The following is a 13,473-nucleotide window of genomic DNA, read 5'->3' as shown; positions in this document are numbered from 1 at the left end:
TTTGTGGAGTCCCTGATGCCAGGGTTACGGTCCTGGCGAAGGAGATCCACCAACACCATGCCTGCACCCCGTAAATACCCGGACGAGCTCCGCGAGCGCGCGGTCCGCGAGGTCCGTTCCACCGGCCGCCCGATCGCGCACGTTGCGAAGGACCTGGGCATCCATAAAGAGGCCCTGCGCGGCTGGGTCCGCCAGGCGGAGGCCGACCGTGGCGAGCGCGACGACCGGCTGACCACCGCCGAGCAGGACGAGCTCAGGCAACTCCGCAAAGAGGTGGCGGAGTTGAGGCGGGCGAACGACATCCTCAAGGCCGCGTCGGTGTTTTTTGCCCAGGAGATCGACCGTCCCCGGACGAGGCCGAGCAGGTGATCGACCATCTGCGTGACAAGGGTCTCGGGGTCGATCCCGTCTGCCGGGTGCTGGAGCTGTCGCCGTCGACGTACTTTGCCCGCAAGAAGCGGCCGAAGTCGGCCCGCCGGCTCCGCGATGAACAGCTCATGCCTGTGATCGAGTCGGTCCACGCCGAGTCGGACGGCACCTATGGAGCCCGCCGGATGACCCGTGCCCTCAAGCGCAAGGGGGTGGACGTCGCCCGCTGCACCGTCGAGCGCCTGATGGCCAAGCTGAACCTGGAGGGTGTCATTCGCGGACAGCGGCGCCGCACCACGATCTGCGAACCGTCGGCGCCGAGGCCGCCGGACCTGGTCGATCGGGACTTCACAGCCTCCCGCCCGGACGAGCTCTGGGTCGCCGACATGACTTATGTGAGGACGTGGTCGGGCTGGGCATACGTGGCGTTTGTCCTGGACGTGTACTCGCGGATGATCGTCGGCTGGCAGGTCGCGAACCACATGAGGACCGAACTGCCCCTGGACGCACTGGAGATGGGTCTGTGGAGACGCCGGATCAAGGCAGGCTCCGGCCTCATTCATCACAGCGACCGCGGATCTCAATACGTGTCAATTCGGTACACCGACCGGCTCGCTGACATCGGCGCCTCCGCGTCGGTCGGCTCCGTGGCCGACTCGTACGATAACGCGATGGCCGAGGCCCTGAACGGCACGTTCAAGGCCGAGCTGATCGAGATGCAAGGGCCGTGGCGGGACGTCGACCAGGTCGAACGGGCGATCTTCCAGTGGGTCACGTGGTACAACGAAGAACGCCTGCACTCCGCACTCGACTACGTACCGCCCGCCGAGTACGAACGCGACTTCTGACGACAACAGGAAGCCACCCCGCAGTCCGCCTGAAACAAGACCACCGGACTCTACGAAACTCGGGGCAGCTCACTCGATGCGGCGGCCGACGGCCAGGGGATGCACCGAGTAGTCGCAGGTGTCCAGGCGGACGTAATGGTCCCGGGGCAGTCGCAGCGATGCCTTCCACCAGCCCGGCGGGGCGATCGGCGGCAAGGCCAGCATCCGGGAGCGGTCCGCCTCCAGCCGGTCCGCCGGGCGGGCCTGCAAGGTGCGGTGGATGCGCCGGTTGGCCCTGATCAGCCAGTCGGCGAGCTGGATGTTGAAGTCGGCTGGCGAGGTGAACACCCGTCCGGGCAGGAACGACGTCTCGAGATAGCCGTTGGCCCGCTCGACCAGGCCCTTGGCCTCTGGATCCCGTGGCTTGCAGAGCAGGAACTTGATGCCCAGGAGTCCGGCGAACGCGGCGAATTCGTCAGTGAGTTGGGGTCCGCCGGACCGCCAGGAACCGACGGCTCCCTCGTTGTCCCAGACCAGCACCCGGGGGACGGCACCCAGCTCATTCAGCAGCCGCCAGTGCCCGGCAATCAGGTCGGCCGCAGACCTGGAGGGCAGCATCCGGGCGGTGATCCAGCGCGAGTAGCCCGCGACCATGACCAGCACTGGCGGCCGCCCGACCTGGCCGAAGCCGAGCGGGATGTCGGCGGGAGGGAACCACAGGTCGCACTGGCCGATCTCGCCCGGCTCATAGACCGTCCGCGAGGCCGGATCCGCAGGCCGATAGGCCGGCCGCAGGTCCCGGACCCGCTCCTTGAGCACCGTCAGACCGCGGTCCCAGCCGATCCGTTCCGCGATCACCGTCGCCGGCATCTCCGGCCACTGCTCGAGCAATTCACGAATCTGCGGCTCGACCGCGTCCACGATCGAGCCCTTCGGCGCCCGCTGATACTTCGGCGGCGCGTCGTCCGCGATCGCCCTGCGGACAGTGTTCCTCGCGCTCCCCAGCTTCCTTGCAATCGCCCGAACCGGCATCTGATCGGCCCGGTGAAGCCGACGGATCTCCGCCCAGTCCTCCACGCTGATCACCACTCCTCCCGGCCTGACTCAACGAGCCAGACCCCCGGAGGGGGTCAACTTTCAAGCGCCGCCCCTGGTCCACTTTTCAGCCGTCGCCGACAGTCGGGCGCGGTCAAGGGCGCGTTCCTGCGCAGCGATCGCCCGGTAGACATCGCGTCCGCCGTTGTTGTTGACTTCACGGCTGATCGTCGACACCGCACGTCCCAGCAAGCCGGCGATCGCCCGGTAGGAATCGCCGGCACAAAGCCCGCGTGAGATCTCCTCCCGCTCGCCCATCGTCAAGCTTCCGGCGCGCGCCTTGCGGGGCACGGGAGCGATTCCTCCATGGTGCTTGAGGACGGTGAACACCGAGCCCGGCGGCTTGCTGATCTGTCTCGAGATGACGCTGATCGACTCCCCGGACCTCCACCGCCGCCACAGGTCGGCCTTCATCTCGTCCGACATCCCCGGCCGACCCAGTCTTGCCACGTATACCGTCCTCAACCAGCGCTGTTGCTCTGACCGGTTGAATCTAAGGCCGCGGCTTTGAGGATCTCGTTCGCCCGCTTGAGCTCGGCGTTCTCCTTCTTCAGCCGCTTCAGCTCGGCGGACTCCTCCGTCGTCGTCCCCGGCCGGGTCCAGCGTCGACCTGGTCCTGCCGTACCCACTTCCGCAGGGTCTCGGTCGTGCCGATGCCCAGCTTCTGGGCGACTGCTTTCATAGCGGCCCACTCGGTGTCGTACTCCGGCCGCACCTCGGCGACCATCCGCACCGCCCGACGACGCAGCTCAAGCGGGTACTGGGAAGGACGTGCCATGACTCGATCCTCTCAAATGATCGAGTCCCTACCGAACCCGGAACGGTTCACAGCACCAGCCCACCGGAGCCGTGGAACCCGGTGCTCACCCGACGCGACAGACGGGCAGTCAGCCTGCCCACCATCAGACACAGAACGCGAAACGGTCTGCCAACTCCGTCGGCAGACCGTCACGAAAGATCGAGGCTAGGCAAGACTCTATGGGCGGTGGAGTTCCGGGGTCATTGCGTCGATATAGTCATTCTCGGCCATCGGCGCGTGAAGCCTGGTCGTTGGAATCGCGAATGCGTCCACTAGCGCAGCCGCGTGTTCGTGGACTTTCGCCACTGCCTGAGTGCGTGCTGTGTGGATCTGCGTGGCGTCCTCGCGTGAGAGAGTTCCGCGCTCGAGATGCCAGCTTAGGTCCTCTTCAAGAATGGTGAGGCCGTGAAGAATTTGCACGGAGCGGAGCTGCTCCCTGGTCAGTTCGTCCTGAGCGTTGACGACCGCGCCTTCGAAGGCCCGCAGCGCCAATGTCCTCGTATGGGCGTCGGCAAGCTGGAGGGCCTTGGGCATGACCGGATTCCACACCTCGAATTCTGTGGCACCTGGGCTAGCCTGTGCGACGTGCTCGCGAAGCTCGCTGAGAAGAACTGCTTCCTTGACGGCCGCGAGCGCCAGCACGGTTTCTGGGTCCGAGCAATCGTCCAACGAGTCCGGGAGGTCGGCATTGGGGTGGAAGCTGTTGTCCTGTGTCAGGTTCTTGCCGGCGTCGAGTCGAGTGAGCAGATTGTCGCCGACGGCTGCGTGATAAACTTGAGCAGCGCCTTCGTATTCGGTCAGCCGGTTGGCGCTGAGTAGCCCTTGTGCGCCGCTGCTAGCGCGGGCCGTGTTCGTCACGCGTGCCAGGCAACTGGTAGCAGCGGCCTTGGTAAGGGCCAAGCCTCTGTGAACGGCGGTCCACGGCGCCCACGTCGGCTTCGCGGTGCGTGCCCCGGCCGGGTTGCCCTCTCGGTACCAGGTCTTGGCCTGCTCTACGAGGAAGGTGGTCGCGTATACCTCTGCGAGGGCGGAGTACAAGGCGAGTTGCTGGGTGCTGTAGCCCAGGACCCCAAGCCCTGGTGCCAGCGTTCCTGAGGTGATGCGCTGATTTGCGTACCGCATGGCTATGGTGACGCTTGCCCTGGCCGCTGCTGCCAGCCCCACTGCCGCACCCAGTGCGGCGTGCGCGTTGAATGCCAGGGAACGGACCAGCCGATGCGAAGGGCTTTCCAATGGGTCCACGAACTGTCCGTCCGCGTTGATGAAGGCCTCGTCTCGTAGCCAGCCGTCGTACGCGACTCGGGCGCCGTGGAAGCTGACGAGGGCGTAGTCCAACGGGATGGAGGGGACTTCCGACAGCGCGGAGATTCGGATGCCCGCGCAGGGTCCCTCGACAGTGCGCACACGGATCGCGAAGGGGAAGACGCCACACTTTCGACCCTCGACGATCAGTTGCGCGTAGACGATCGAGGTGTTCGCGACCCCGTCTGCTGCCACGTTCGCCATGATCTTGGCCGAAGCGGGGTCGGGGGTATGGAGGGTGAAACTCCTGCTCTCCGGGTCGAAGTGTGCTTCGGTGCCGGGGCAGATATGACTGTTGCTCCGGCCGAGCTCTGTGATCATGATGGTTCCGGCTGCTCGTTGACAGTCCAGCTCTTCGGTCAGCTCATCCAAGTACCCTTCGGGACGACCGAGGGTAAGAATCGACCAGGTGCACACACTGAAGTGGACGAGCGCGGCGTGGAACAGCGACGGATCGGCCACCGCCATCCATGCCTGCGCCGCGGTGAGCCTCTCCGTGTCGGCGACGAGGGCCTTCGCCCCGCCCTCGAACCGCCCGACGACAGCCAACCTGCGGTAGGTCCGCTGATCCCGCTCAAGGGCTGTAGCAGGTGATTGGCCGGCGAACTCGGGCTCCCGAAGGAGGGTGTCGAGTTCACTGAGGTGCGCAAACCCATCGCCGTGTAGGAGGGTCTGCAACTCAGTCGGCTGCTCGGGAAGGAAAGGTGTATCCATTGAGGGCTCCTGGGTTGGTCGGGCCGGTGGTGTTCCTGCTCCGCTAAGTGCTGGGATCACAGGCGGGCCTCGCTGATCACTTTTTCGGTGAATTGCCAGACGGCGGCCATGAAGTCGTCGAACCGGCTTCGATGGATTTCATGGCTCGCCTCGGCCATGTTGATTGCTGTGCTACCGGTCGGCAGGAAACTCTGTGCCTGGGCCCACTCGCTGTCCGCGAGCATGCCGCCACAGCGTGGGTCGGCCCTCAGCAGCAAGGTTGGTGCAGCGACATTGGCAATCAAGGGCAGCAGCGGGCCAGACAGGCTCCCATCGTCCACGATGCGTGTTGCGTTGACTCTGGATGCCTGCCGCCACCCCTCGACGAGGCTTTCGCGATCCGCAGGATCCCATTCGGGACGCATTGCCAGCAGGCTCTCTCGGGCTTCCGGCGCTGTCATGGCAAGCGCTGCGGTCAAGCTCTCGAGTTCTCTCCCCTGCCGTGCCGGGGAAAAGACGGGTGGCGGGTCTTCGAGGACGAGTCCGGACAGCACCGGGGCCGGCCGGTCTGTCTCGGCGCCGCTGGCGAGCACAAGTGCCACGGCGGCGCCCCACGAATGGCCGACAACCAATGGTGCTTTCAAACCAAGCGCCCTCATGAAATCGGCCACATCGTCGGCCACCGCGCGCAGTCCGTAACAGGTGGCCTCCGGTGTGCTGCTTGCGCCATGGCCGCGTAGGTCGAGCGAGAATACGGCGAACCGTTCCGCCAGAGCGGGACCGACTCGCGACCAGCTCGCGGCCGATCCCGAATTGGCGTGCAACAGCACGACGGGCGTACGGGCGTTGGGGCTGGCTCCCCAGTGCACATAGTGGAATCGGCCGGTGGGCAGCTCGACGATGTCCGACTGGTGAAGCAGCGGTTGCTGCCGCGGCGGAGGAGGAGGGACTGCCTGTCGCCGCGGAGGAACTGCCTGCGCGTTGTCCTTCGTGGACGCCAGATTTTCGCAGAGGTAAGCGCTGAGGCTCTCCAGCGTCGCGTGGTTCCAGATCTCCGCAAGGGAAATAGCGATACCCAGGGCGTTCTGCAGTGTGCTCCTGAGGCGCATGGCGTGCAGTGAGTCCAAGCCGAGCTTGGCGAACTGGGCGCTGGGACTGATTCGGCGTGCCCTCAGGTGCAGCAGGGCCCGAAGCTGTCCGTTCAGATACTTGTGGATCAACGACCTGCGCTCGGAGGTAGTAGGCACGGAGTCAAGCGCAACGAGCAGGTCACACGCGTCGGCCGGTTTGGGCTCGACCCCTTGTTCGCCGGAACCGGTTTGATTCAGGCCGGTATGCGTACCGGGGCGCACGGAGTCCATGTCGATCAGATGGCGTTGACGATCCCAGGACGTCGGCGGTACCTCGGCGAGGACGCCGGAGGAGTACCAACGTTCCCAGTGCACGTCCTGCCCTGAACAGTGCAGTGCAGCGAGGACGCCGTTCAGCGCTTCCAGGCCGTCCTGCTTGGCCCGCAGCGTCGGCAGGACCACAGTGACGTCGCCCACTCCGAGGTGCTCAAGCGTCTCAGTCAGCGGCTGAGTGGCCACCGGATGCGGCGATATCTCTTGGAAGATCTGGTAGCCGTCGGCCACCAACGCTCTCGTCGCGTCTGCCGCTCGAACAGGATCGCGCATGTTGGCGGTCCAGTAGGCCGCGTCGAAAACCGGCACGGTGCGCGGGTCCGGGAGGACGGTGGTGTAGAAGGGCACAGTGGGCGAGAGTGGCCGCAGATCATGCAGCGATTCTCCGAGTGCCCGGGCAAGCGGAGCGGTGAGCGTGCAATGTGAGGCGAAGTCGACGGCCACCATCCGTGCCGCGATGCCCCGTGCCTGCCAGCCTGTGACCAGCCGCAGTACGTGCTCGGAGCTTCCGCTGATCACTGTCAGTCGCGGGGCCGCCACCATCGCCACATCTACCTCGGATAAAGACTCGACCTCTGTTCGTACCTGCTCGGCTGCCAACTCGACTACGCCCATGGCGCCAGTGCCTGCCTCCGACTGCGCCACGCACTGCAAGGAGCGACGGCAGATCACCTTCACGCCATCGCGGAGGTCCAGCCCTCCCGCCACGACCGCCGCGGCGACTTCCCCCATGGAGTGCCCCACGACTGCACTGGGTTCCACGCCCCTCGCCCGCAGCACGCGGGCCAGCGCGACCTGCATGGTGAAGATCAGCGGCTGCACCTGGTCGACGCGGGTGGCCTCGATTCCGGACTTCAGCCACTCGTACGGGGAAAAGCCGGATTCAGCCACCACCAACGGATCCACTTCGGCAATGGCATCAGCGAAGACCGGATCATGATCAAGCAGATCACGCCCCATGCCCACCCACTGTGAGCCGTGGCCACTGAACACCCAGACCGGGCCCCGTCCCTCGGTGTCGCGCGCAAAACCGGAGATCACGCCTCGCTCCGGTGTCCCCTCGACATAGCCGCGCAGGCAGGAGATCAGCTCGTCACGCGATCGTGCCAGCACAGCCAGCCGTTCGGCAGCATGGGTCCTGCGCAGTGCCAGTGTGTGCGCGACATGCTGTAGTGGCACAGACGAACCTGGCCCCTCCAGCCACTCGGCCAGCCGGGTGGCGGAAATCTCCAACGCCGTCGGAGATCCCGCCGAGACCAGGTATGTCTGTGTGCCTTCCGCGGTGAGATGCACGGTCGGCGGAGGTGCGGGGGGCTCCTCGACTACGGCGTGGGAATTGGTTCCGCCCACGCCGTAGGAACAGACCGCGGCGATCCTCGGCTCCCTCTCGATCGGCCACGGCTGAGTCTGCGTGGGGACAAAGAGCCGGGCCATCGTCCCGTCCGCCTCCGGTGGCAGCCGCCGGAAGTGCAGGGAGGCCGGGACCTCGCCGTGCTGGACGGCGAGCACGGCCTTCAGCAGCCCTACCATTCCCGCCGCTGCCTCGGTGTGGCCGAGGTTACTCTTGACCGAGCCCAGCGCACACCGGCCACTGCCCTCGCCATACACAGTGGCCAGAGACGACAGCTCTATCCGGTCTCCTGCCTTGGTTCCGGTTCCGTGCGCCTCGATCAAGCCCACTGTGGCGGGGTCGACACCGGCCCTGGCGAGGGTGGTGCGGAACAGTTCGCACTGAGACTCGGCCGAAGGCAGCGCGAAGCGAGAGGTCCGTCCATCGTGGTTCACGGCAGTGCCCCGAAGCACCGCGAGTACTCGGTCCTGGTCGCGCACGGCGTCCTCAAGCCGCTTCAGCACGAGCACGACACATCCCTCGGCGCGAACGTACCCGTCGGCGCTCTCGTCGAAGCTCTTGCATCTTCCGGTCGGTGAGAGTACGCCGAACTCGTTGTAGGAACTGAAAACGCGAGGACTCAGCAACAGATTCGCGGCGCCGGCAAGAGCAAGATCGGACTCACCCGTCTGCAGGCTCTGGCAGGCCAGGTGTGCCGCGACGAGCCCAGATGAGCACGAGGTGTCCAGCGCCACGCTCGGCCCGCGCAGTCCGAGCAAGTGCGAGACCCGTCCGGGTGCTGTGCCGAACTGGTTGCCTGTCATGAAATACGGCCCGCCGCCTTGGGGCAGCCACGGGGAGTAGGTCACGTAGTCGGGATTACAGAGCCCGGTGAACACACCGGTGCGAGTCCCTGAAAGCTCCGCCGTAGGTATCCCGGCGTGTTCGCAGGCTTCCCAGGTGACCTCCAGCAGCAGCCGGTGCTGGGGGTCGATGAGCTTCGCTTCCTCCTGACTGATACCGAAGAACTCGGCGTCGAAAGCACCCAGGTCGTCGCCCAGGAATCCGCCGACCCACTCTAAGGGACGCGATGCCTCACGCTCCAAAGCGGCACATGCCTCTTCACTCCAACGGTCCGTGGGCGCCTTGGTAACGGCATCCCGGCCATTTCTCACGAGGTCCCACAACGCGGCCGCGGAGTCGACGCCACCAGGCAACCTGCAGGATGCTCCGACGACGGCCACGGGGATCGCCTGGATGGGGGGCGCTCCGCCCTGCCTAGGGTTGCCGTCAGTCGCCTGTTTCGCCGGCGTGGTAAATGAAGTTCTCATGCCCGAGCAACCCTTCTCAATGATATGCAAGTGATCTACTTGTGGGTGAAGTGTTTTCTGGAGCAGACCGGGGTGCCGGGAACCGCAGTGGGCGGCGAGTCCTTTATCGGTTCCCGGTGCCGGTGCTCAGGAAATGGAGCCCATCACTGGTGCAACGGACAGGCCACCGTCAACCACAAGTGCGTGTCCAGTCACGAACGCGGCAGCCGGCGACGCAAGGTAGACCGTGGCGGCGGCGATATCCTCGGGGCGCCCCCACCGGCCCAGTGGTACATGGCTGAGCAGTTCTGGACCAAGCTCCGGGTCTTCCCGAACCGCGACGTTCATGTCAGTCGCTGTCCACCCAGGACAAACAGCGTTGACCCGAATGCCGTCACCGCACCAGCCGACCGACAGCGAGCGCAGTAGCGACAGTTGGGCTGCCTTAGTCACGGCGTACGCGTCCATACTGGGTGAGGCCATCGTGCCGCAGATCGACGAGATGAGGATGACACTCGCGCGCCCCGACTTTGCCAGGTACGGGTATGCCGCACGGCAAAGACCCACCGAAGCTCCGAGGTTCACCGAGATGACCGGCTCCCACTCCTTGTCGGTGGTCTCAGCCAGCGGCTTGAACAATGCTTCTCCCGCGTCATTGGCAGGCAGCACGCCGGCGTTGTGCACCAGGATGTCCAGGCCACCCAACTGTTCGGCAGCCTCGGTGACCAGGCGCGCGGACGTACCCGTCTCGCCGAGGTCCCCGGCGAGGAGCGCGGCGTGGCCTCCGACTCGCTCCACGTGATCGGCGGTCACCTTGAGCGCGTTCTTAGTCCTTGCCGCCAGCGCGAGGTCTGCGCCCGCCTCGGCCAGTGCGCAGGCGATGGCCGCGCCGATTCCTCGAGAAGCACCCGTGACAAGGGCTCGGGCACCATCGAGTCGGAAAGAGTCGTTGACAGACATGGCAAACTCCAATGTTCGCTCGTTATTTCTCTGTGCACCAGGTTTAGCCAGCGACTGGGCGGCGCTCTCCGAACCCCTAGCCACAGTTCGTAGCCATCCACTTCGGCTACTGCCAGGGCGTGTCCTTGCACCGATCTTTGCCTTTCGCGGCGGTGGCCGACGCGCGGGCCGTGGTGAGGGTGGGGTGCGGTGGACAGGGCGCAGAAGGTGCGTTGCTGTCACAGAGGCAGCTCGTACTAGTGGTAGGTGTCGTGCATGCGCCACGCCGTCAGCTGGGGTGAGCGGTCGAGGGCCCGGCCGCAGGCGGCGTGAGCGGCGAGCAGGGCTTCGGCCTCGGATCCGGCGAGGATGAAGAGGACCATGTCGATCTGGCCTGCGCTGGTGCGTAGCCACAGGTGCTCGATCCGGTCCGCGGGGGCGAAGTGGGCCGTGAGCAGTTCTCTGAGGCGGGCCGGAGCAGCGGGGGTTCCACGGGAACCGACCAGCCGTATTGTGATCATGTACATCGGAGTTTCAGCGGGGGCTGGTGTGTGTCCCCGTCTGCCGTCGGTGTCAGAGCTGCCGGGGGGAGTTGGTGGTGTCCTTGGGGTGGCTCCAGCCGTATCCGTCGTCGAGGATCTGTCCGGTGCCCCAGCCGAATCCGTCACCCGCTACCACGCCTCGGGGCTCCGAAGCGCTGGGGGCGACGGCGCCGGAGGCGGTGACGCCGGCGATCGAAGCGGCGGACGTGAGCAGCACTGCGATGATCCGGGACATGACAGACTCCACCTTTTGAATAGCCGTCTATTGCGTCGTTTCTCTGCCTTCACCCTGTTTTGTAGGGTGTTGCGTTCGATGGGTTAAGCCTGTCCAACCGTCGAAGCGGTGTCACTAGCAGACGGCGGGCTTCAAGCTGCCTGGCACTTTGGAGCCACCTCCTCGCCGATCCAGGTTGTCTCCATTGACACTTGTTCACCTCCTGCCCCTCCGGAAGCCTGACCTTGCCGAAGGTGTAGACCTGGGGTGAGGTGATCCCCGCGGTGTGGACACACCTGACAATGGATCTTGGTGATCCTGGAAGGTGTAGATCCACGTGGCAAGGCCCTCGAAGTACAGTGCGGAGTTCCGGTCCGACGCGATCGCGTTGTGGCGGGCTTCGGCCGGCAGAAGGACGTTCAAGGACGTCGCGGCCGATCTGGATGTCAACCCCGAGACGCTCCGCAGCTGGGTGCGTAACGCCGACGCACCGCCTGCCGCCGCTGCGTCCCAGGAGACCGAGGCCGAGCGGGCCCGGCTGCGGGCAGACAATGCCCGGCTGCTGAAGAACGAGAAGGAATGGCAGCTGGAGCGGGAGATCCTTCGCCGGGCAGCGGCCTATTTCGCCCGGGAGATGAAGTGAAGACCGCCGCTTGGGACTTCGAGGGTGTCTCACGTGGCGTTAGGTGGATGCGGCATGATGCTTTGCCATGGTTGTTGGTTTGTCGCAGCGGTTGGTTCCTGACGAACTCTGGTCGCTCGTCGCACCGTTGTTGCCTTCGTTTACTTCCCGTCCCGCAGGGTGGAGGCACGGCCCCGGTCGATGAGCGAGCAGCGTTCACGGCTGTGGTGTACGTGCTGACCAGCGGCTGTGCCTGGCGCCATCTGCCGGAGACTTTCGGTGTCTCGCCGGCCACCGCGCACCGCCGGTTCTCCGCTTGGACCAAGGACAGGCTGTGGCGGCGGCTGCATCGGGCCGTTCTGGACGAACTCGGGGCCCGTGGTGAGGTGGACTGGACCTCGGCGATCGTGGACGCGGCCTCGGTCCGTGCGAAAAAGGGGGATCGCTGACCGGGCGCAATCCGGTCGACCGGGGCAAGAAGGGCAGCAAGCTCCACGTACTGTCCGACGCGCAAGGCTTACCCCTCGCTCTTGGCGTCTCTGGCGCGAACGTTCATGACAGCCAGGCGCTGCTGCCGCTGGTCCTGGGCATACCCGCCATCCGCTCGAGGCGCGGTCCCCGTAGACGCCGCCCCGGCAGGCTCCGTGCCGACAAGGCGTACCACTCCGCCGAGAGGCTGAAGTGGCTGCGCGAGCGGGGCATCGTCCCGCGCATCGCCAGGCCCGGCATCGAGTCCAGCGAGCGTCTCGGCCGGCACCGCTGGAAGATCGAACGGTCGATCTCCTGGCTCTTCGGCTACCGCCGCCTGACCGTCCGATACGAGCGAAAGGGCAGCCACTTCCTGGCCTTCCTCGGACTCGCGGCGGCCCTGACCTGCTACAAGAAGCTCGCAAAACTCACCACGTGAGACATCCTCTTAGATTCAACCGGTCAGAGCAACAGCGCTGGTTGAGGACGGTATACGTGGCAAGACTGGGTCGGCCGGGGATGTCGGACGAGATGAAGGCCGACCTGTGGCGGCGGTGGAGGTCCGGGGAGTCGATCAGCGTCATCTCGAGACAGATCAGCAAGCCGCCGGGCTCGGTGTTCACCGTCCTCAAGCACCATGGAGGAATCGCTCCCGTGCCCCGCAAGGCGCGCGCCGGAAGCTTGACGATGGGCGAGCGGGAGGAGATCTCACGCGGGCTTTGTGCCGGCGATTCCTACCGGGCGATCGCCGGCTTGCTGGGACGTGCGGTGTCGACGATCAGCCGTGAAGTCAACAACAACGGCGGACGCGATGTCTACCGGGCGATCGCTGCGCAGGAACGCGCCCTTGACCGCGCCCGACGTCCGAAACAGTGCCTGCTCACCCGCAGGCCCGCGTTGAGGCAGACGGTGCTGACCCTGCTGAGGGAGGAGTGGCCGCCGGAACAGATCGTCGGGCATCTGCGTCTACATCACAGTGACGACCCGGGTCTGCGGATCAGCCACGAGACGATCTACCGGTCGCTCTACACCACCCGATGGAAAGTGGTGCCCCGCGAGTTGTGCAAACGCCTGCGAACTGGCCGCCCGATCCGGAAGAACAAGCGTCACACGGTGAAGGGACAGTGGCGTTCACAGATCATCGATGCCCGACCGATCGAGGAGCGGCCCCAGGCGGCGGAGGAGGACCGCAGCGAAGCCGGACACCTGGAAGGCGATCTGGTGATCGGCTCGAACAACAGCCAGGTCGCCACACTGGTCGACCGGAAGACGCGGTTTCTCAAGGTCGTGAAGCTCGCCAGTCGCCATACCACCGTGGTCGTTCCCGCTCTGGCCGAGACCTACGCACGCATGGATCCCCGTCTACGCGGCACGCTGACCTGGGATCGCGGCATGGAATTGGCAGCCCATAAGCGTCTCAGCGCTGACACCGGTGTCGACGTGTTCTTCGCAGCACCGCGTAGCCCCTGGCAACGTGGCACCAACGAGAACACCAACAAGTTGCTACGGCAGTACCTGCCCAAAGGAACGAACCTGTCGACCTTCAGCCAGTACGATGAG

9 protein-coding genes and 3 pseudogenes are annotated in these 13,473 nt (G+C 65.6%); 4 read left to right on the top strand and 8 right to left on the bottom strand.

Annotation, left to right across the window (positions count from 1 at the left end):
• The first annotated feature begins 57 nt into the window (after positions 1 to 57).
• Positions 58 to 1,217 (top strand): IS3 family transposase gene (locus QFZ82_RS00060; protein WP_307711216.1). Its coding sequence is split into 2 segments (ribosomal slippage): positions 58 to 322 and positions 322 to 1,217, totalling 1,161 coding nucleotides; the frame shifts between segments, so codons are not numbered across the junction.
• 75 nt (positions 1,218 to 1,292) lie between these two features.
• Here the strand turns inward: QFZ82_RS00060 and istA are convergent.
• From istA to QFZ82_RS00020, 8 genes and pseudogenes are all read right to left on the bottom strand, one after another.
• A pseudogene (gene istA / locus QFZ82_RS00055) lies at positions 1,293 to 2,282 on the bottom strand (IS21 family transposase); the annotation flags it as partial.
• 51 nt (positions 2,283 to 2,333) lie between these two features.
• A complete protein-coding gene (locus QFZ82_RS00050; RefSeq protein WP_307711215.1) occupies positions 2,334 to 2,717 on the bottom strand; it encodes a helix-turn-helix domain-containing protein in 384 nt (127 codons plus the stop codon).
• Between the two features lie 41 nt (positions 2,718 to 2,758).
• Positions 2,759 to 3,069, bottom strand: a pseudogene (locus QFZ82_RS00045) (transposase); the annotation flags it as partial.
• 198 nt (positions 3,070 to 3,267) lie between these two features.
• Complete coding sequence (locus tag QFZ82_RS00040) at positions 3,268 to 5,106, bottom strand: acyl-CoA dehydrogenase (RefSeq protein WP_307711214.1); 1,839 nt, start codon at positions 5,104 to 5,106, stop codon at positions 3,268 to 3,270.
• A 56-nt stretch (positions 5,107 to 5,162) separates the two neighbouring features.
• A complete protein-coding gene (locus QFZ82_RS00035; RefSeq protein ID WP_307711213.1) occupies positions 5,163 to 9,149 on the bottom strand; it encodes a type I polyketide synthase in 3,987 nt (1,328 codons plus the stop codon).
• 126 nt (positions 9,150 to 9,275) lie between these two features.
• On the bottom strand, positions 9,276 to 10,088 hold the full coding sequence (locus QFZ82_RS00030; protein ID WP_307711212.1) for an SDR family NAD(P)-dependent oxidoreductase: 813 nt from the start codon (positions 10,086 to 10,088) through the stop codon (positions 9,276 to 9,278).
• A 236-nt stretch (positions 10,089 to 10,324) separates the two neighbouring features.
• Positions 10,325 to 10,588, bottom strand: a complete 264-nt coding sequence (locus QFZ82_RS00025) for a hypothetical protein (RefSeq protein WP_307711211.1) — start codon at positions 10,586 to 10,588, stop codon at positions 10,325 to 10,327.
• A gap of 52 nt (positions 10,589 to 10,640) precedes the next feature.
• Positions 10,641 to 10,844 (bottom strand): hypothetical protein, encoded by a 204-nt coding sequence (locus QFZ82_RS00020; protein WP_307711210.1) that lies wholly within the window; start codon positions 10,842 to 10,844, stop codon positions 10,641 to 10,643.
• Positions 10,845 to 11,160: 316 nt separating this feature from the next.
• Here QFZ82_RS00020 and QFZ82_RS00015 point away from each other — a divergent pair, with 316 nt between their 5' ends.
• The 3 genes and pseudogenes from QFZ82_RS00015 to QFZ82_RS00005 form a co-directional block, all read left to right on the top strand.
• A complete protein-coding gene (locus QFZ82_RS00015) occupies positions 11,161 to 11,466 on the top strand; it encodes a transposase (RefSeq protein ID WP_307711209.1) in 306 nt (101 codons plus the stop codon).
• Positions 11,467 to 11,545: 79 nt separating this feature from the next.
• A pseudogene (locus QFZ82_RS00010) lies at positions 11,546 to 12,352 on the top strand (IS5 family transposase).
• A gap of 56 nt (positions 12,353 to 12,408) precedes the next feature.
• Positions 12,409 to 13,473: IS30 family transposase (locus QFZ82_RS00005; protein ID WP_307711208.1), on the top strand; the 1,065-nt coding region annotated here is incomplete at its 3' end.

Source organism: Streptomyces sp. V4I23 (assembly GCF_030817975.1).
Lineage (GTDB): Bacteria > Actinomycetota > Actinomycetes > Streptomycetales > Streptomycetaceae > Streptomyces.
This window is presented reverse-complemented; position numbering and strand designations above follow the sequence as displayed.